Below are 18,132 nucleotides of genomic sequence, written 5' to 3'. Positions count from 1 at the left end.
ACGCGGCCGGCACCCGGACGGCCGCCGGCCCGCACCCCGCAGCGCCGCCCCGCTCCGCCGCTCATCGCCCGGCCGCCGCGCTGCGGGCGCGCAGCAGCACGCCGGCCGTCGCGGTCGCCGCCAGCACGAGCGCCGCGAACACCGTCAGCACCGTCGTCGCGGCGACGAGGTTGAGCGCCGCTCCCGCCGCCAGTGCGGGCACCGCGAGCCCCGTGTACGCGACCAGGAACACCACCGCCAGGGTCTCGCCCCGGCGGGCGGGATCCGCGAGGGCGACCGCCGTGCCGATCGAGCCCTTGAAGAGCAGCCCCACCCCGAAGCCCGAGACGACGGCCCCGGCGAGGAACACTCCCAGCTGCGGAGCGATCGCTCCGGCCGCGACCGCCGCCAGCCCGACCGCGCAGCCCGCCACCGCGATCGAGAGCTGCAGGCGCATCCCCACCTTCACGAGCAGCAGCTGGCCGAGGGCCGCGAAGGCGAACACGGCGAAGGACGTCGCGCCGGCCAGCAGGTGGTCGCGCACCTGGAAGGTCTGCACCAGGAACGTCGGTGCGAGCGAGGTGAAGAGGCCGAGGACGGAGAAGGCCGAGAACGCTCCGAACGCCGCGAGCAGGAACGCCCTGCGCGCGTCCGCCGGCACCGAGAGCCGCTGCGGCCGGTAGGCGGGCGCCGTCTCCGGCACGTCGACCGTCTCGGGCACGAGGAGCAGCGCGAGGCCCGCCACGAGCAGCGCGACCAGGAACACCTGGTGCGGCAGGAGGAGCGGATCGGGCAGGAACTCGGCGAAGACCCCTCCGAGCAGCGGGCCCAGCGAGAGTCCGCCGAGGTTCACCGCGCCCGAGATCGACGCGGCGACGATCGTGTTCTCGTCGGGCCGGGCGCGGGCGCGCAGCTCGCCGAGGTGGGCGGTCGCCGTGGCGGTGAGCATCCCGATGCTGACGCCGTTGACGAAGCGGGCGACGATCAGCCCCGGCACCTCCGTCGTCAGCGAGAAGAGCACGGCCGAGATCGCCGAGACGAGCACCGCGATCAGCAGCACCCGGCGGCGGCCGAGCCAGTCGCTGACGTGACCGGCGAGGTACAGGCTCACGATCACTCCGACCGCGTAGGCGGCGAAGACGACGGTGATCACGAACGGTGGGAAGCCGTCGAGCTGCTGGTAGAGCGGGTAGAGCGGAGTCGGCACCGTCGAGTACGCCATCACGAGCAGGAAGGTCGCGGCGACGATCCAGAAGCCGACGCCGTGGCGCACCATCGGCAGCCGGCGGCTCACGAGGTCTCCTGCAGGTGGCGGTGGGCGAAGGTGACGGCCATCGCGCCCTCGCCGACGGCGGAGGCGACGCGCTTGACCGAGCTGCGGCGCACGTCGCCCGCGGCGAAGGAGCCGGGGACGCTGGTCTCGAGGTAGAACGGCGCCCGCTCGAGCGGCCAGTCGCGAGCCGCGTGCTCACCGGCGAGATCCGGTCCCGTCACGAGGTAGCCGCCGGAGTCGCGGACGATCGCGGTCTCCGCCGCCCACGTCGTATCCGGCTCGCCCCCGATGCAGACGAAGAGGTGGGAGGTGGCCAGCGCCCCGTGCACACCGGTCGCCGAGTTCTCGACCTCGATCGACTCGAGGGCGTCGGCGCCGTGCAGGCGGGTGACGCGCGAGTCGAGCAGGATCGTCACGTTCGGCTGCCGGACGACGCGCTCCGCGAGGTAGGAGGAGAGGCTGTCGGCCAGATCCGGGCCGCGGACCAGCATGGTCACGTGCCGCGCGTGCGCCGAGAGGTTCATCACGGCCTGCCCGGCCGAGTTGCCGCCTCCGACGACCACGACGTCCTCGCCCTCGCAGAGCGGCGCCTCGCTCGTGCCGGCGCCGTAGTAGAGGCCGACGCCGAGCAGCTCGTCCTCGCGCTCGAGGCCGAGCCGGCGCCACTGGATGCCCGTGGCGCAGATGTTGGTGCGGGCGACGACGGTCGTCCCGTCGGCGAGCAGCGCGTGGATCCGGTCGTCGGCGAAGCGCCCGCGGATCCCCTCGCGCATCCGCAGCAGCTCGGCGCCGAACGAGACGGCCTGCTGCCGCGCGCGCTCGGCCAGATCGGCTCCCGCGATCCCGTGCGGGAAGCCGAGGTAGTTCTCGATCAGGCTGCTCGAGCCGGCCTGCCCGCCGATGGCCGAGCGCTCGAGGACCACGACCTTCAGCCCCTCCGAGGCGGCGTACACGGCGGCCGAGAGCCCGGCCGGGCCGGCTCCGTAGATGGAGAGGTCGTACTCCGCGAGCCGCGGCGAGCCCACCCAGCCGAGCCGGGCCGCGACCTCGGCGAGCGTCGGATCGGAGGCGCGGCTGCCGTCCGGGAACACCACGAGGGGGAGCGACGCGGTGGCGAGCGGATGCCCCGCGACGGCGAGGCACTGCTCGTCCGTGTCGATCGGCGTCCACGAGAACGAGACGACGCTGCGCGAGAGGAGGTCGCGGATCTCCCACGCGTCGCGGCTCTCGCGCCGCCCGTAGAGGCGGACCTGCGGGAGGTCCCCGGCCACGGTCACGAGGCCCGCCGCCGCTCGAGCCCGTCGCGGAACTTCATCAGCTTGAGGCAGAGGTGCAGCGTGCTGCGGGCGAGGCCGTCGTCGAGCGCCTCCCGGACCGCCTCGGGCAGGTTGTCGAGGCGGTAGTAGAGCGTGGTGCGGTGGATGTGGAGGAGCCCGCACGCCTCCCGCACGCTGCCGCGCACGTCGAGGTAGGCCTCGACCGTCCGCCGCTGCACCTCGTCGCCCCGCTCGAGCAGCGTCGCCGCGGCCGGCGAGAGCATGGCGAGCTGCGAGCTGTCCGCCCCGATCGAGGCGAGGAGCACCCAGGCCCCGAGCTCGGCGATGTCGGCCCGGCTACGGCCGTCGGGCAGGGAGCCGACGATGGTCGCCGCGAGAGCGGCCCGCTCGGCGGTCGGCAGGAGGTCGTCGTCGCGGACGTCGAAGTGCGCCGAGCCGATCGCGTCGACGGCCGTGCCGCGGCCGCGCGCCTCCGCCCGCAGGACGTCGTCCGCCTCCGCGGCGGCCTCGGGCGCCTCCACGCTCACGAAGAACAGCACACCCTCCTGGTCGCCGAGGAACGTCAGGCCGGAGGCGGCGCTCGCGTCGATCCGCCGCGCCAGCGCCGTCCGCTGCAGGGAGCCGGTCGGGCCGGTCAGCCGCACCGCGCGGACCACGGTCTGGGCGTCCCGGCGCAGCCAGCGGCGCTCGACCGCCTCGGCGAAGGAGGCGCGCCGGGTGCCGCCGTCGCCCGACAGGAGCGCCGCGAGGACGTCTGCGCGCCGGGAGCTGCCGCCCGCCCGCGTCGAGGGGCCGAGGAGGCGGCGGATCGCTCGGACGGCCGCATCGATGAGCGAGTACTCGGCCGGAGTGAGCGGCGCGGGCCGCTCCCGGGGGAGGAGGAGGGTCGCGAGCCGGCCCCGCGGATCCTGGACGGGGAACACGCCGTCGTGAGGCGCCTCCTCGCGCGCGCGCGTCGCGGCCAGCACCCGGCTCGAGGCGTCCTCGATCGTCACCGGGCGGTCGAGAGCCTGGGCGAGCTCGTCGGCGAGGTCCTGCAGAGTCATCGGCGGGGATCCGTGTGGGGGGCCATGCCGTGATCCTCGCGGAGGGAGCCCTCCCGAAGCGTGGCCCTTCCAGGCCCACCTTGCGCGTCGGATCCGCTGCCGGCCGCGATGAGACGCTCAGCCTCCGCTGCCGGGGCGGTCCCCGAGGAACCCGTCCGCGAGGAGGCGGTCGAGGACGTCCGGCCAGTCGAGCAGGACGCCGATGTGGCCTCGACCGGGCCGGATCGTGAGCTCCGCAGCCGGGTGGAGGCGGCGGATCCGCTCCGCGTGGGCCACCGGGACCACCCTGTCGGCCGCGCCGTGGTGGAGGAGGACCGGCGCGGTGAGGCGCGAGAGGTCGACGCCCCAGGGCATGACGAGGGCGAGGTCGTCGTCGACGCTCCCGCCCTGTTCGAGCTCCGAGGCGCGGCCGGCCTCTGCGCCGAGCGCCGTCAGCGGGCCGTCGAGGGCCGAGTAGTCGTCACCGGTGAACTGCTCCGGATCGAAGCGGGCCGTCTCCTCCCACTCCTCGCGCGCAGCCCGGCCGTTGCGCGCGCTGCGGAGAGCGCCCGGATCCTGCATGCCGTCGAACCATGCTCCGTCGTCACTGAAGGGCGCCGGGCTGCCGAACGTCGCGACGCCCCGGACGCGATCACCTCCGAGAGCCCCGACGGCCAGTGCGTGCGGGCCGCCGCCGGAGTAGCCCGTCACCACGAAGCGCTCGATCCCGAGCAGGTCGGCGACGCGGAGCACATCGGCGGCCGCATCCGCGATGCTCCGTCCGGGAGCGCGCATCGAGCCGCCGAAGCCGGGACGGGCGACGGAGACGAGCCGGATGCCGCGCGCCGCAGCGGCGTCGACGTGGGGAGCGAGGAGTGCGCCGGTGTGCGGTGTCCCTCCGCACCAGACGACTGCAGCGCGGGGGGCTCGAGTGCCGGGGAAGTCGTGGGCGACGAGCGTGCGCGAGTCGACGCGGAACTCGTACCGGGACGTAGCGGCGTGTCCGGTCATGGAGGAACGGTAGCCGCCTGTCGAGGGCAGTGCGCGTCGCCCGGCCCGACCGGGATGCGACGTCTCGTCGTAGGGTCGACGGGAGGGTCGGTGGACCCTCGGACGGGAGGGGTCCGCATGTCGATCGACGAGGTGTCCGACGGGATCGAGGCCGCCGCCGCGCTGCCGCACGTGCGCTCCGGCTTCTCCACCGCGACACCGTACGGGATCGCGCAGCGCTTCGCCGCGGGGGAGCTGACGCGGGAGCAGGCCGTCGACGAGCTCGGCCGCCGGCGCTACCGGCCCGGATCGCCGAGCGACGGCTTCGACTGGACGACCCTCGACCCGGGAGAGTTCGAGGAGGTCAGCCGGGCCCTGTCCGATGGTCTGCTCGACGCCGCGATGTACGACGAGATCCTCGACCGGTACAGCGGGCAGGACTCCTCCGGCGAGAGCGCGGCGTCCGCGGAGGAGAGCGCATGAGCGCCGGCCCCCTGGACCTCGCCTTCACCGCCCCGATCGGCGTCACCGTGAAGGGCGACCTCTGGTCGTGCGTCGAGGTGCCCGGCTCCGTCGAGCTGCTCGGCACAGGGAGGTCCGTGAAGGTGGTCGCCACCGTCGACGGCGAGCCGGTGACCGCGGGCCTGCTGCCGACCGGCGCCGGCGGTCACATGCTGTCGATCAGCGCGAAACTGCGGAAGACGATCGGCAAGGACCTCGGCGACGTCGTCACCGTCCACCTGACCGAGCGCCTGAGCTGAGCCGTCCGGCTGGCCCCGATGCGCGTGCGGATGGTCGACTCGACGGATGCGGAATCGAGTCCTGTTCGTCGTCGGGGTCACAGCGATGTTCGTCGCGCTGGTGCTGAGGCTGGTGTGGCCGGCCGGTGAATTCGCCTCCGGCTTCTCGCTCGCCCTGCAGCTGAGCGGCATCCTGCTCCTCCTGGTCTACGGGGTGAAGCACTTCACGGGGCGGCCGCGCCGGAGCTGAGCGGCTCATCCCCATCGGGGGTGTAGGAGTTGGGGTCTGAAGCCGCCGGTCTCGAGCAGGCTTCGGGCGATGTAGTTGGTCAGGTTGCGGAACCCGAGTGCGGAGCCGCGCAGGTGTTCGAGCCTTCCGTTGAGCGCCTCGGTCGGCCCGTTGCTGGTGCCGGGTCGTTCGAAGTAGGCGAGCACGTCAGCGGCTCGCTTCTTCAGGGTCCGGCCCAGGGTGGTGAGCTCGGTGAGCACCTTGGGGACGCCGGCGCTGAGGTCGGTGATCAGCTTCTTCATGAGCTCGCGGCCACGTTGCCGGTCCTCGTGGCGATAGGCGGCGATCATGCGCTGGTAGACACCCCAGGTCGCCTCGACCTCGACGTGAGCGTCATCAACGAACAGCGCGCGTAGCCTGTCGCTCTGCTTGTCGGTGAGCAGGTCCGCGCCGGTGTGCAGACCGAGGCCGTCGAGTCGAGCGAAGGCGGTCAGGTCAGGGCGGCCGAAGCCGGCCGGCGGGGTAGCGTCGGTCACGTCGAGGTCTTTCGGACGGATGGCGTAGGAACCTCCGTCGTCGGGAGACCTCGACGTCTATCTGCGGACCGACGCTCCCGGCCGACCTACACCGTCATCTGAGAAGACCCCTGAAACGTCTTCGCCGACGACGGGGCCGGCGAGGAGGAGGGCGCGGTGAGCTAGAAGAATGGAGCTTGCTCGGCTTCGACGCCGCCGCAAGCTCCGGTGAAACGGTCGGTACTGGTCGGTCGTCGTCGGTCACCACCGGATGGCGGCGTCCTCCACGCTCGGCGTTTGCGCAGGTCAGCGGCTCGTTCGCCCAGTGGGCGCATCAAGCGATAGACGCAAAGCCGACGTGATGAGGTCGTCCGTTCGATTCCGACAGGCGGCTCCGGCGAACCGTTCTGGCGGTCGCGCGATGCGCTGGCCTCACGGCTCTGCCCGACACCGACGTCGCTCTCCTCTGCGACGGACCCCTCGCCGGCTGAGCGCTCGCGGCCGGCATCCTGTCCGTGTGCCGATAGGCCTCGCACCGCTCGGCAACGCAGCGTGGCGTTGCGTCTCGACCTGGCGACGGCTCGGCGGGGCGCGATCGTCTCGTGCGTTGGCGGACTACGGGAGCTTGGACGCGAGGACGTCGGCCGCCAGGATCTCGGGTGCTGCGCCGAGGAGGTGCTGGTTGGCCATCAGGGCTGCGACGATGGCGCCGTTGGCGTGGGCGTCGCGAGCGGCTTCGTCGGGGAATGCATCGAAGATCCAGAAGGTGTCGGCGTGGGTCCTGACCGCGAACCAGACAATCGTTCCTACTTCTTCGTTGGCGAGTGCGACAGCGCCGGCGAGCAGATCGGCGACCGCGTCGTGCTGTCCATCGGCCGCGACGATCTTGGCGACGAAGGCATACGGAAGTGATGCGGGTGTGGACATGAGGGACTCTCCTTGACGTCGGGGTTCTTCTTGGGACGAGTTCAGCGTATGACGAGCGAGGGCCGGTGGGGAGTGGCGTATACGGCAGTATTGCTATTGTTTACGTCATGCGTATCGGGCTGATCGCGATCGACGGCTGCTTCGGTTCGGCTATCGCGTCGATCATCGACATCGTGCGGGTGGCCGACGGAGCCCGCGGCGATGTCGACCCGCGGATCGACCCGATCGAACTCGCCATCCTCGGACCGAAACGGCGAGTGACCACGACGGCATCGATGACCCTGTCGGTGGACCACCCGCTGTCGGAGTCCGGAGAGTTCGACGTGGTCGTCGTCCCTGCGCTTGGAACCCTTGCGGCCGCCGCTACCAACGACGTCCTCCAGAGCCGAGATGCTCGTTCGGTCATCGCCTCGCTCGGGCGCCTCGACGAGGCGACCACCCGGATCGCCGCGGCGTGCACCGGCGTGTTCGCTGTCGCCGAGACCGGACGGATGCATCATCGGAGGGCGACGACCAGCTGGTTCCTGGGGCCGGAGTTCCTGAAGCGCTATCCGACCGTCGCCCTCGATCTCGACACCATGGTCGTGGTCGACGGGAACCTCGTCACCGCCGGCGCCGCGTTCGCCCACATCGACCTCGCACTCTCACTCGTGCGATCGATCAGCCCCGACCTGGCCCAACATGTCGCCAAGCTCCTCATCATCGACGAGCGTCCGTCTCAGGCGGCCTTCGTCGCCTACGACCATCTCCGGCACGAGGACCCGATCGTCGTCGAGTTCGAACGCTTCGTGCGCGCCCGCCTGGACGAACCGTTCAACGTCGCCTTCGTCGCGCAGTCGCTCGGCACCAGCCGGCGCACCCTCGAACGACGAGTCCGTGCGGCGCTCAACCTCACTCCGCTCGGCTTCGTCCAACGGCTTCGCATCGAACGAGCTCGGCACCTCTCAGCAACCACGGACTTCACCTCCGCCGAGATCGCGCTACGGGTCGGCTACGCGAATGCCGAGACTCTGCGCTCCCTCCTGCGCAGGGAGCGACGCCGTTCCTGACCTATCGCCATGCCTGTAGCCGGTGTCCTAGCGCTCGACTGGAACCACCTCTCAGCACGTCGCGTCGACGCTCCTGCGTCGCCCCTGGACGACCCACTCGACACGCCCGCAGCACAGGTCATGTGACGTGTCCCGGCTTCCCTGACGGTCGGGGTTGGGTGGCTGTGATGTCGCTGCGTTCTCGACGAGGGGGTCAGCAGACTCGATCAGGGTCGACTGGGATGAGACGCGAAGGCGGTCAGGTCAGGGCGGCCGAAGCCGGCCGGCGGGGTAGCGTCGGTCACGTCGAGGTCTTTCGGACGGATGGCGTAGGAACCTCCGTCGTCGGGTGACCTCGACGTCTATCTGCGGACCGACGCTCCCGGCCGACCTGCACCCTCATCTGGGAAGAGCCAGCTGAGCTCCGGAATCGGAGGAAGACCCGTGAGCGGAGCGGAGGAGCCGGCCTGGGCGGATCCGGAGCCGGAGGTCCACCGGGCGCTCGCGCGGTGGGCGGCGGAGTGCGCGGAGCGCGCCCTCCCCGCGTTCGAGGAGCGGGACCCGGACAATGCCCGGCCCCGGCGCGCGCTCGACGTCCTCCTCGCCTGGGGGCGGGGTGAGGCTCCGATGACCGAGTGCCGCACGGTGGCCTTCACGGCGCACGCCGCAGCCCGCGCCGCGACGCAGGCGGGCGAGCGGGCCGCCACCGCTGCCGCGCGGGCGGCCGGGCAGGCCGCAGCCGTCGCGCACATGGTCGATCACTGCTCGCACGCCGCCGTGGAGAGCAGCGCGCGGCCTCGGGCCTTCACGCGAAGGAGCGCGCAACGGATCGTCGCTCTCACTGAATCCGCCCGCTGCGCGGATGCTCTCCCAGCGATCTTCTCGCGTCGTTGAACGTCCGCGACTGCTGTGTCGTGTCCTCGGTGGGACCACCTCGGCCCCCGCACTACAGGAGGCATCATGCTCAAGCGAATCGCGACCACTGTGACGACTGCGGCGTTCGCCGCCGTCCTTCTCGCCGGATGCTCGACGGCCGCCGGCTCGGCCGCCTCGTCGGAAGCGCCGGCCGACAGCCCCTCCGCCACCGCGATGGCCTCCGCCACCGCGACCGCCTCCGCTGAGACGGCGGCTCTCACGACGGCGTCCTCGCCGCTGGGCGAGATCATCACGGACGAGGCCGGCTACACCGTCTACACGTTCATGAAGGACACGCAGAACTCGGGCAGCAGCAGCTGCTACGACGAGTGCGCCACGACCTGGCCGGCCGTGACGGCGTCCAGCACGACCGCCGCGGACGGGATCACCGGAGAGGTCGGCTCGATCACGCGCACCGACGGGACGACCCAGCTGACCGTCGACGGATGGCCGGTCTACCGGTTCGCGAAGGACACCGCGCCGGGCCAGGTCAACGGGCAGGGTGTGAAGGACGCCTGGTACGTCCTCCTCCCTGACGGCACGATGAACAAGGAAGCCGCGGCCATGAGCACCGCCACCCCGGCGTCCTGATGCGACGGCGACCCGTCCCCGCGCAGCGAAGCGCATCGTCGGGCCGGGTCGCCGGTTCTCGACAGGCATGGACGGAAGGGATGACCGGCAGTGATCGCAGCAACCGTGATGAGGGAGCGCACCGTGGCGCTTCGAGGCGGTGAGCGTTGTGCCCCGCCCCGTCGATGAGCTCCTGGCGGCGCTGTACGAGAGTCACGGCCCGGCCTTGCGGCGCTTCGTGCAGAACCTCACTCGGAACGCGGCGCTGACGGAGGACGTCGTGCAGGAGACGATGGTCCGGGCCTGGCAGCGCCCGCAGGTCCTCGAACGCGACGCCGACGCCGCTCGCGCGTGGCTGTTCACCGTCGCCCGCAACCTCGTCATCGACGACGCCCGATCCGCTCGGAGCCGACGCGAGGTGCCGGCGAAGGACGAGGACGGCGGCGGCGCCGTCCCCGATCGCACCGACGCGGTCCTGGACAGCATCCTGGTCGCCGACGCTCTCGCATCGCTGTCGGTGGAGCATCGTCAGATCGTGGTGGACGCGTACTTCCTCGGACACACCGTCCCCGAGATCGCCCGCCGGCACTCCATCCCCGAGGGAACAGCGAAATCTCGATTGCACTACGGACTGCGCGGACTGCGACTGGCTCTGCAGGAAAGGGGCGTCACCCGATGAACGACCACCACGGAAGCTCTGCGACGGAGGACGAGTACCGCGACTGGGACGCGTCCTACGTCCTCGGCGCTCTCCCCGCAGATCAGCGACTCGAGTACGAGCAGCACCTCAGCGGCTGCGCGGCCTGCCGCGCGGCCGTGGCAGAGCTGGCAGGACTGCCCGGCATCGTCGGCCGCCTCTCCGTCGAGGACGGTCTCGCCATCAGCGCATCGGACGACGGCGAGGAGGCGCCGCCGTCGATGGTGACGCTGCCCGCCATCGCCCACCGTGTCCGGACGCGCCGACGTCGGCGCCGGCTGGTGACGTCCCTCGCCGTCGCGGCCGCCGTCACCGCCTCCGTCTTCGGAGGTGTCGCTCTCGGCACGGGCATCGCGGGCGCTCCCGTGGCGAGCGAGGCGACCCTCGAACCGATGGACCCGATCGCGGCCGATCCCGCTCTCGCTGCGGACATCCAGGTCGAGGGGAAGCCGTGGGGCACCCGGCTGGAGTGGAGCTGCACCTACAGTGGTGATGCGCCCGCCGACGCGGAGTACGAACTCGTGATCACCCGCACAGACGGCAGCACGATCACCGTCGCCACCTGGACGGCGGCCGGGCGGCGCGCCGTCGACCTGGCGGCGTCCACGGGCGTCGCCCGGTCGGAGATCACCGGCGTCGACATCAGGGTCCGCGGCACGAACTCCCCCCTCGTCCGCACCGACACCTGAGACACCGCCCACCCGCAGGAGACACCGTCACTGCCCGCGGTGCCGCGGGCACCGGACAGGAGCAGACCATGAGCACCGAGACCACGCCGCTGCACATCACCCGCGAGGGCCCGAGAAGCTTCATCGGCCGCAACGCGCGAGGAGCCGAGGTCCGCATCGGCGGGTCGGACGCCGACGGCGTGTTCTCGCCCGGCGAGCTGCTGCACCTCGCCCTCGCCGCCTGCGGCATGCTCTCCTCGGACCACATCCTCGCCAGCCGGCTCGGAGCCGACTTCGAAGCGACCACCGACATCACCGCGACCAAGCCCGAGGGGGAGGACCGCTACGACTCGATCGCCGCCGTGATCCGCGCCGACCTGTCGGCGCTCGATCCCGAGCGGATCGCCTCACTGTCCGAGCGCACCCACCGGGCGGTCGACCGCCAGTGCACCGTCGGCCACACGCTCGAGCACGGCGCGGCGTACACCGTCGACGTCGTGGACGACCAGGCCGTTCCCGTCAGCGGTTCGAGGACGGGGGCCGTCTGAGATCAACACCTCATCGGTCACGGCGACCGGTGACGACCGAGACGCGGACGTCTCCCTTCAGTGCCGTCAGTCTGCGACTCGCCGACCGGATCCGAGACGATTCGCGAGGCGGAGCGCGTTCACGGAGCGGAGGTGCTGGTCGGCGCGGTGACGCCCGTTGGCCGGTGAGGGGTGCGGTGCCGCGAGGACGGGGACGACACGGGGATCATCGTGCAGGGTCAGATAGCGCATGACCCCGTCGAGCGCCACGGTCCCGTAGGTGACGACGGCTTCGAGCGCGGGCAGCAGCTCCAGCAGCTCACCGAGCGCGAGCCGGCCCTGCTCGATGTCCGCGGGGCGGACGCGGCCAGGGATCTCCCACGGGATGAGGTTCCACCGGACGTAGTGGTCGCGGGAGAGTCCGGACTCGATGCGGGCCGCCCGGAACGCGGCGGCGGTGGGCCCGAGGTTGTCTTCGCTGCAGACGGCAGCGGATCCCGCGGCGATCGTCCGAGGGCCGGGTGACTGCATCAGCACCAGGACGCGACTGGCGGTGCCGCCGGAGCGGGGATCGAAGCCCGGAACGAAGCGTCCGGTCGCGTCCGCGGTACTCCGCCAGGTCTCGGCGAGGGCGTTCAAGGTTCGGACATCCACGATGCTCCTCGATCCCGGTCAGGCCGGCCGCGGTGGTGCGAGCAGGGTGCCGCGGATCACGGAACCGTGGAACGTGCGGGCGGCGACGATGATCCACGCGGCGACCAGGCCGACGTAGTAGAGCACGGCGAGGCCGGCGACGACCGTGAGACCGGAGTGCAGGGCGAGGCCGTTCAGTCCGGTGACGCAGGTGCCGACGGGGAACGTGAACGACCACCACGTCAGACTGAACGGCAGGTGCTCCTTCGCGGTGCGGAGGGTGATCGCGAGGGCGATGACGGTCCAGAGCAGCGCGAAGCCGAGCATCGCGAAGCCGTACACCAGAGCCACGACCAGCAGCGCACGCGCCATGCCGGCGTCCACGACGGTGGGCGCGTTCGAGGCGAGCAGATTCACAGCGGTGATCGACTGTCCGACCGGACCGAGGACGATCCACAGCGTCGGCACCATCCCCGCCGCTCCTACCTTGTGCTGCGCGAGCCGGTTCCAGATCAGGGTGATCACCACCAGTGACGCGATCAGGCTGAGGCCGAAGAAGCCGTAGCAGGACCACAGGAGCGTCTCCCGCGCTTGCCCGGCGGGCGCGTACGGCAGCAGCAATGCGCCGGTGGAAGCGGACACCATCGGCGGAACGATCGGCATCAGCCAGCCACCGAACGCCGAATCGGGCTTGTTCTCATGCCGGGTGAACGCGAGGTAGGGCACCAGGACCGCCGTCGCCAGCCCGCCGAGAGTCCCCGCACCCCAGAGCACCCAGTCGATGGTGACAGCGGCCGGCACGCCGATCCAGTCCTTGCCGAGGAGGAGGGTTCCCGCGCCGACGGTGAGGAACGCCATGGGAGGCGCGCCGTAGAAGTGCGAGAGGACCGGATTCAGGTGGTGCCTCATCGCTGTACCGCGGTAGCGGACCCAGTGCAGCCCGGTCGCGACCGTCAGCGCGACGAGCAGCAGTGCGGAGATCGCCCAGACGACGGTGGCCCCGGTCCGCAGTCCGGGGAACTGGAGTGGCAGGGACGCGGCGGCGACCGCGACGATGCCGGTGCCCATGATCGACGCGAACCAGTTCGGCGTCAGGTTCGACACGATCAGTCCCGGATGCTCCAGCTCCCGGAACAAGCGCCTCGACCGCGGAGGATGCCCGATCGAGGAAGATGCGCGGGCGGGGGAGAGAGTTGTCATGACTCCAGCCTGAGCATCGCCGTCCCCAGCCGATACAGCGATCGTGTTGGCGGGGCACAATGAGTGCTTGTGGCGACGCGGCGATTGACGGACCGGATCCTGGATCTCGACACGCTGGAGGTGCTCGAACGCGTCGCCGAGGCGGGCTCGCTCTCCCGCGCTGCCGAAGCCCTCGGCGTCACCCAGCAGGCCGTCTCGGCGCGTCTGCGGGTAGCGGAGCGCGCCATCGGGCAGCCGCTCGTGCGCCGCTCTCCGACCGGTTCCCTGATGACCGACGCGGGCCGGCTCGTGCTCGAGCTGGCCGGCCCGGTCCTCGAGGCGTCCCGCCGCCTCGAGGCGGGCGCGGCGGCACTGCGACAGCCGACCGGCTCACTGGTCCTCGCGGCGTCGCAGACCATCGCCGAACTGCTGCTCCCACGCTGGCTCCTCGAATTCCGACAGCGCACACCCGAGGTGAGTGTGCAACTGATCGCCGGCAATTCAGCCACGGTCACAGAGCTCGTGAGATCCGGTGCCGCGCAACTCGGATTCGTCGAGACACCGGCGTCCACGGCCACGCTCTCCTCTGACGTGGTCGCGGAGGACGAACTCGCTGTCGTCGTAGCACCGGACCACCCCTGGGCACGCGCGGCGAGTATCAGCGCCGAGGACTTGGCCGGCACCGCACTGCTGACACGAGAAGAAGGCTCCGGCACCCGGACGACCCTCGAAGCATGGCTCCACGACGCCGGGCTCGCACCCACGACTCCCGCCGCGATCCTTGAAACGACGGCGATCATCCGAGCGAACGCCCGCGCCGGCATCGCGCCCGCAGTCATGAGCATCCTCACCGTCGAAACAGATCTCGCCGCGCGCTCACTGATACGAGTGCCCCTCCGCGGACCAGCACTCGTGCGACCCCTCCGCGCCATCTGGTCCGATCGCATCGGGTCGTCCGCGGCGGCGTTCCTGGAGATCGCGCACGAGATGCGCTGACCGGTGCACGGCTCGTCGCAACGCCGATCACGCCAGCGGCCGTGTCTGCTCGAGCTACAGCGATCCGGTCGATCTGCACACGGCGGCACGGACGTCATGTCGCGGTGATGGCGAAGAGCCCGGCGATGCCGACGGTGTAGAGCGCGAGCACGATCAACGAGTCGATTCCCATGCCGGCGATGCGGCGGGTGGGTCGGAAGATCAGTCCGACGATGTAGACGAGGGTGAGCAGGGCGGCGAGAGCGGTGAGGTAGATGTCGGACGAGTTCGCCTGCGGGAGGACTGCGGTGCCGGAGAGGACGGTGGCGACGAGGAACAGGACGGGGAGGAAGGCGTTGCCGCCGAAGATGTCGCTGATGGCGAGGTTGTCGTCGCCCTGCTTGATGGCTTGCAGCCCGGTCGAGATCTCGGGGAGGGAGGTGGCGAGAGCGAGCACGGTGGCTCCGAACAGCACTCCTGAGAGACCGAGCTGCGAGGATGCCGCGTCACCGGCGCGCTCGAGCACGACACCGGCGAGGAGGGTCGCCGCGGCGGAGATCGTGAACACGATGGTCGCCTTGCGTGTGCTCATCGGGTGCGTCTTCTTCTTCGAGGGGGATGCTGTCGCGTCGGGGGCCCGCCCGTCCTCGTGCCAGGGGAGGTGCTTGCCGGAGCGTTGCACGAGCAGCAGCCCGACGACCCAGAGGCCGGCGATGAGGACGACGTCCGGGGTCAGGCGCAGCACTTCCAGTCCGGAGGGCAGCTGGCTGCCGGCGATGACGACGGCGAGCACCGCGACGACCACGAGCCCCTCGAGCACGAGTGTGAGGGACGCGGCACGGTAGGTGAGCGGCTTCGCACCCTTTCCGCGCTTGCCGAACAGGTCGAGGACGACGAGGACCACGGTCTGCAGTGCGATGCCGCCGAGGATGTTGCCGACCGCGACGTCCAGGTTCCCGGAGAGCGCGGCGGACACGGTGATCGCGATCTCCGGCAGGTTCGTCGCGACGGCGAGAACGATCAGACCGCCCAGCGCACTCCCCAGGTGCAGGCGCGCGTCCAGAACGTCCGTGGCCTTCGACAACTGGATGCCGGCGACCCACACCACTGCGGCGGCGGCGAGAAAGACGACGACGAGAACAACGAAGGGCAGACCATCCATGCAGTGAGTGAACCGCGCCGACGACGATTCGCGACCCCCTTGCGCCTGAGCTGCTTCTCACCGCCTCGCGCGCGGTGGTCTCCGTGGTGATCGGTTCGACCGCGTGCCATCCTCGACGACACCCCGATCGTCGGGTCGAGCGTGATCCCACCGTTCGTTCCCGAGGCGCGCTTCGTCAGTAGCAGGCGATTCGGGTACGCCGCAGCGTCCGCACGTGTACGCGCGGGCAGCTGGCGGGGACCGGACCCTTGGGAAGGGGCCGGTGTCGCCCGCAGTGCATATGCGACACTCCACTGGCTCCAGATCCTGCGATCCTCGAGCGGCTTGACCGGATCGTCGGTGACCGTGTCCCGTGGCAGACGCATCAGATGGCCGGTGACGTTGCACACGCTCTGGCGACGCTCGCGGACCGTGTCGATGCGGTCATGATCATTGTCGGCACGAAGGAGCCGTCTCTGCGTCGCACCGTGCAGGAGGTCTTCTCCGGTGCCGTCGGCGCCCGTCTCGCTCACCGTCAGCACCGGCCGGCCCTCATGATCCTCCTCGCCCCGGTCGATGATTCGGAGCCGCTGCCCTGGTCCTGACCGAGGTGCGGGCGTAGGCTGACGGCAGTGGTGATGGATCCCGCCCGAGCGTGAGCTCGAACTGCCGCCGAGGCTGATGGTTCCTACCTTCTCGATCAGAGACCAGGTAGGTGACCCATGCCCGCGCATCCCCCGCTCGTCCTCGTGTGCCACGGCGAGAGCACCGGCAACGCCGACGGTCTCTTCTGCGGCGTCCTCGACGTCCCCCTCACCGACCTCGGACGTGACGAAGCGCGACAGGCCGCGACGCTACTGAGGGACGCATCGATCGACCCCGATCTGATCCTCACGTCGACCCTGCAACGCTCCACCGAATCGGCCCGGATCATCGCCGGCGCCCTTCCAGGGCGGCCGCGGATCGTCGCGGCCCAGTGGCGGCTGAACGAGCGCAACTACGGAGCGCTCACCGGCCTGTCCACAAGCGCCGTCGGAGCCCGGTACGGGGCCGACGCCTTCCTGGAGTGGCGCCGGTCGATGGACGTCCGCCCGCCTGCTCTGTCCGCCGCCGCCTTCGTGCAGCTGCACAGGTCCGCGGCGTTCCGTGGGCAGCCGGCCGAGGCGATGACGGAGACGGAGTCGTTGCGCGACGTCGTCCACCGACTGCAGCCGCTCCTCGAGGAGCGAATCCTGCCCGCCCTCCAGGAGGGCGAGACGGTGCTCATCGTCGGGCACGGCAACTCCCTGCGCGCGCTGCGCGCCCTTCTCGAGGACCTCGGCGATGCCGCGGTCCGCGATCTGAACATCCCGACCGGTCAGCCGTACCTGTACGACACCGGGCCGTCCGGGACACCGATCTCGAGGAGCGGACGCTACCTCGACCCCGCAAGAGCCGACCGGGCGGCGATCACGCTCGCCCACGAAGGAGGAACCTGATGAACGCCTACATCAGCCACACCCGCACCAGCATCCACGGGACGGGCGAGTACGTCACCCACCCCGCCGGACACCCGCTGGTCATCACCGACGTCGCCGCACGGCAGATCCTCGACTCCCGCGGCTTCCCGACCGTCGCTGTCACCCTGCGTCTGGACGACGACACCGTCCTGGACGCCTCCGCCCCCGCGGGCGCCTCGACGGGCGCGTTCGAAGCGGTCGAGCTGCGCGACGGCGGCCCCGCGTTCGGCGGACGCGGAGTCCGCTCCGCTGTCGCGGCCGTCGACGGCGAGATCCGCGCCCTCCTGCTCGACCACTCCTGGACTTCGCTTCGCGAGATCGACGAAGCGCTGCGAGCACTGGATGGAACCGCGAACCTCGCCCGCCTCGGAGCGAACTCCGTCGTCGCCGTCTCCATCGCGGCCGCCCGCGCCTTCGCCGCGCGCACCGGCCTGCCCCTGCACCGGTGGATCGCCGATCACACCGGGGCGACCGCCTCCCTGCCCGTCCCGCACTTCAACGTCATCAACGGCGGCGCGCACGCCGCGAACGGCCTCGACTTCCAAGAGTTCATGATCGCCCCCGTCTCCGCCGGCACCGAGGAGGAGGCCGTGCAGGTCGGCGCCGAGATCTATCACGCCCTCGCCGCCCGCGTCCGCACCGCCTACGGCACCTCCGGGCTCGGCGACGAGGGCGGCTTCGCGCCCCCCATCGACCGGCCCGAAGACGCCCTGGACCTCCTCGTCGCAGCGATCACCGACGCCGGATACCAGCCCGGCACCGGTGACATCGCGATCGCGATGGATCCCGCCGCGAACGGCTTCTTCCACGGCGACGGCCACTACACCGTCGCCGGCACCGATCTCGACCGCGACGCACTCGCCCGCTACTACGAGAAGCTGATCGCCGACTACCCGATCCGCAGCATCGAGGACGGCTTCGCCGAGGACGACCACGAGGGCTGGGCCCTCCTCGCCCACGCCATCAGCGACCGGGTGCAGCTCGTGGGAGACGACCTCTACGTCACCGACGCCGACCGCATCCGCGACGGAGCCCGCAACGGCTACTCCAACGCCGCACTCATCAAGCCCAATCAGATCGGCACCATCACCGGCACCCTCGACGCGATCGCGGCCGCGCACGACGCCGGCATGCGCTGCATGGTCTCCCACCGCTCCGGCGAGACCCTCGACACCTTCATCGCCGACCTCTCGGTGGGAACCGGAGTCGGGCAGATCAAATCCGGCGCCCCCGCGCGCGGCGAGAGGGTCGCGAAGTACAACCGCCTCGTCGACATCGAACACCTCGACCCCACGCTGCACTACGGTCTCACCCACTGACCCGCCCCCTCCCGAAAGGTCCCACT

21 protein-coding genes, 1 pseudogene and 1 riboswitch are annotated in these 18,132 nt (G+C 71.0%); of the genes and pseudogenes, 13 read left to right on the top strand and 9 right to left on the bottom strand.

Features of this window, described 5'->3' with window-relative positions:
* Positions 1-61 precede the first annotated feature (61 nt).
* The 4 genes from C5C63_RS05380 to C5C63_RS05370 form a co-directional block, all read right to left on the bottom strand.
* Positions 62-1,273: an MFS transporter gene (locus tag C5C63_RS05380; protein ID WP_258065391.1), complete on the bottom strand. Its 1,212-nt coding sequence runs from the start codon at positions 1,271-1,273 to the stop codon at positions 62-64.
* Positions 1,270-2,529, bottom strand: coding sequence for an NAD(P)/FAD-dependent oxidoreductase (locus C5C63_RS05375; protein ID WP_219813015.1), 1,260 nt, complete (start codon positions 2,527-2,529; stop codon positions 1,270-1,272). The genes C5C63_RS05380 and C5C63_RS05375 overlap by 4 nt, the downstream gene beginning before the upstream one ends.
* Positions 2,526-3,575, bottom strand: a complete 1,050-nt coding sequence (locus C5C63_RS17240; RefSeq protein ID WP_219815276.1) for a helix-turn-helix domain-containing protein — start codon at positions 3,573-3,575, stop codon at positions 2,526-2,528. The genes C5C63_RS05375 and C5C63_RS17240 overlap by 4 nt, the downstream gene beginning before the upstream one ends.
* A gap of 117 nt (positions 3,576-3,692) precedes the next feature.
* Complete coding sequence (locus C5C63_RS05370; RefSeq protein ID WP_104325627.1) at positions 3,693-4,565, bottom strand: alpha/beta fold hydrolase; 873 nt, start codon at positions 4,563-4,565, stop codon at positions 3,693-3,695.
* A 117-nt stretch (positions 4,566-4,682) separates the two neighbouring features.
* On the opposite strand from C5C63_RS05370, the gene C5C63_RS05365 reads away from it, so the two are divergent.
* Genes C5C63_RS05365 through C5C63_RS05355 form a run of 3 tightly spaced genes read left to right on the top strand, consistent with a single transcriptional unit; the run spans position 4,683 to position 5,534 of the window.
* The gene (locus C5C63_RS05365) at positions 4,683-5,027 is read left to right on the top strand and encodes a hypothetical protein (RefSeq protein WP_104325626.1); all 345 of its coding nucleotides are present in this window, start codon (positions 4,683-4,685) and stop codon (positions 5,025-5,027) included.
* Complete coding sequence (locus C5C63_RS05360; protein ID WP_104292322.1) at positions 5,024-5,305, top strand: DUF1905 domain-containing protein; 282 nt, start codon at positions 5,024-5,026, stop codon at positions 5,303-5,305. Before C5C63_RS05365 ends, C5C63_RS05360 begins: the two co-directional genes overlap by 4 nt.
* Before the next feature lie 46 nt (positions 5,306-5,351).
* Positions 5,352-5,534 carry a hypothetical protein gene (locus tag C5C63_RS05355; protein ID WP_104224784.1) on the top strand — a complete coding sequence of 61 codons (183 nt, stop codon included), beginning with the start codon at positions 5,352-5,354 and terminating at the stop codon, positions 5,532-5,534.
* A 5-nt stretch (positions 5,535-5,539) separates the two neighbouring features.
* Here the strand turns inward: C5C63_RS05355 and C5C63_RS05350 are convergent.
* Both C5C63_RS05350 and C5C63_RS05340 read right to left on the bottom strand, forming a co-directional pair.
* Positions 5,540-5,974: pseudogene (locus C5C63_RS05350) on the bottom strand (transposase); the annotation flags it as partial.
* Between the two features lie 669 nt (positions 5,975-6,643).
* Positions 6,644-6,955: a putative quinol monooxygenase gene (locus C5C63_RS05340; protein WP_033107114.1), complete on the bottom strand. Its 312-nt coding sequence runs from the start codon at positions 6,953-6,955 to the stop codon at positions 6,644-6,646.
* 107 nt (positions 6,956-7,062) lie between these two features.
* On the opposite strand from C5C63_RS05340, the gene C5C63_RS05335 reads away from it, so the two are divergent.
* The 6 genes from C5C63_RS05335 to C5C63_RS05310 all read left to right on the top strand — a co-directional run bounded on the left by C5C63_RS05335 (position 7,063) and on the right by C5C63_RS05310 (position 11,381).
* Positions 7,063-8,004 (top strand): GlxA family transcriptional regulator, encoded by a 942-nt coding sequence (locus C5C63_RS05335; protein WP_104325625.1) that lies wholly within the window; start codon positions 7,063-7,065, stop codon positions 8,002-8,004.
* 423 nt (positions 8,005-8,427) lie between these two features.
* Entirely contained in the window at positions 8,428-8,877 is a 450-nt protein-coding gene (locus C5C63_RS05330; RefSeq protein WP_104325624.1) for a putative immunity protein, read from the top strand.
* A 66-nt stretch (positions 8,878-8,943) separates the two neighbouring features.
* Complete coding sequence (locus tag C5C63_RS05325) at positions 8,944-9,489, top strand: hypothetical protein (RefSeq protein ID WP_104257434.1); 546 nt, start codon at positions 8,944-8,946, stop codon at positions 9,487-9,489.
* Positions 9,490-9,637: 148 nt separating this feature from the next.
* A complete protein-coding gene (locus C5C63_RS05320) occupies positions 9,638-10,147 on the top strand; it encodes a sigma-70 family RNA polymerase sigma factor (RefSeq protein ID WP_056865923.1) in 510 nt (169 codons plus the stop codon).
* Positions 10,144-10,854 (top strand): anti-sigma factor, encoded by a 711-nt coding sequence (locus C5C63_RS05315; protein ID WP_104292325.1) that lies wholly within the window; start codon positions 10,144-10,146, stop codon positions 10,852-10,854. Before C5C63_RS05320 ends, C5C63_RS05315 begins: the two co-directional genes overlap by 4 nt.
* 68 nt (positions 10,855-10,922) lie before the next feature.
* Positions 10,923-11,381, top strand: coding sequence for an OsmC family protein (locus tag C5C63_RS05310; protein ID WP_104263392.1), 459 nt, complete (start codon positions 10,923-10,925; stop codon positions 11,379-11,381).
* 66 nt (positions 11,382-11,447) lie between these two features.
* On the opposite strand, the gene C5C63_RS05305 is transcribed toward C5C63_RS05310, so the two are convergent.
* Positions 11,448-12,014 carry a uracil-DNA glycosylase family protein gene (locus tag C5C63_RS05305; RefSeq protein WP_258062371.1) on the bottom strand — a complete coding sequence of 189 codons (567 nt, stop codon included), beginning with the start codon at positions 12,012-12,014 and terminating at the stop codon, positions 11,448-11,450.
* Between the two features lie 18 nt (positions 12,015-12,032).
* A complete protein-coding gene (locus C5C63_RS05300) occupies positions 12,033-13,097 on the bottom strand; it encodes a TDT family transporter (RefSeq protein ID WP_258065390.1) in 1,065 nt (354 codons plus the stop codon).
* 165 nt (positions 13,098-13,262) lie between these two features.
* On the opposite strand from C5C63_RS05300, the gene C5C63_RS05295 reads away from it, so the two are divergent.
* Positions 13,263-14,168: a LysR family transcriptional regulator gene (locus C5C63_RS05295; protein WP_104292326.1), complete on the top strand. Its 906-nt coding sequence runs from the start codon at positions 13,263-13,265 to the stop codon at positions 14,166-14,168.
* Between the two features lie 94 nt (positions 14,169-14,262).
* On the opposite strand, the gene C5C63_RS05290 is transcribed toward C5C63_RS05295, so the two are convergent.
* Positions 14,263-15,309, bottom strand: coding sequence for a sodium:calcium antiporter (locus C5C63_RS05290; RefSeq protein WP_104292327.1), 1,047 nt, complete (start codon positions 15,307-15,309; stop codon positions 14,263-14,265).
* Between the two features lie 368 nt (positions 15,310-15,677).
* Between C5C63_RS05290 and C5C63_RS05285 the strand changes: the two genes are divergently transcribed.
* The 3 genes from C5C63_RS05285 (at position 15,678) to eno (ending at position 18,106) form a co-directional block, all read left to right on the top strand.
* Complete coding sequence (locus C5C63_RS05285; RefSeq protein WP_104292328.1) at positions 15,678-15,893, top strand: hypothetical protein; 216 nt, start codon at positions 15,678-15,680, stop codon at positions 15,891-15,893.
* Positions 15,894-15,913: 20 nt separating this feature from the next.
* A riboswitch (Fluoride riboswitch) is annotated at positions 15,914-15,986 on the top strand.
* Between the two features lie 24 nt (positions 15,987-16,010).
* The gene (locus C5C63_RS05280; RefSeq protein ID WP_104292329.1) at positions 16,011-16,766 is read left to right on the top strand and encodes a 2,3-diphosphoglycerate-dependent phosphoglycerate mutase; all 756 of its coding nucleotides are present in this window, start codon (positions 16,011-16,013) and stop codon (positions 16,764-16,766) included.
* Positions 16,766-18,106, top strand: coding sequence for a phosphopyruvate hydratase (eno, locus tag C5C63_RS05275; RefSeq protein ID WP_104224797.1), 1,341 nt, complete (start codon positions 16,766-16,768; stop codon positions 18,104-18,106). Before C5C63_RS05280 ends, eno begins: the two co-directional genes overlap by 1 nt.
* Positions 18,107-18,132: the final 26 nt, after the last annotated feature.

This window comes from Rathayibacter sp. AY1B8 (assembly GCF_002932775.1).
Taxonomy (GTDB): domain Bacteria; phylum Actinomycetota; class Actinomycetes; order Actinomycetales; family Microbacteriaceae; genus Rathayibacter.
The sequence above is the reverse complement of the archived record's forward strand: the minus strand, read 5'-3'. Positions and strand labels throughout refer to the sequence as shown.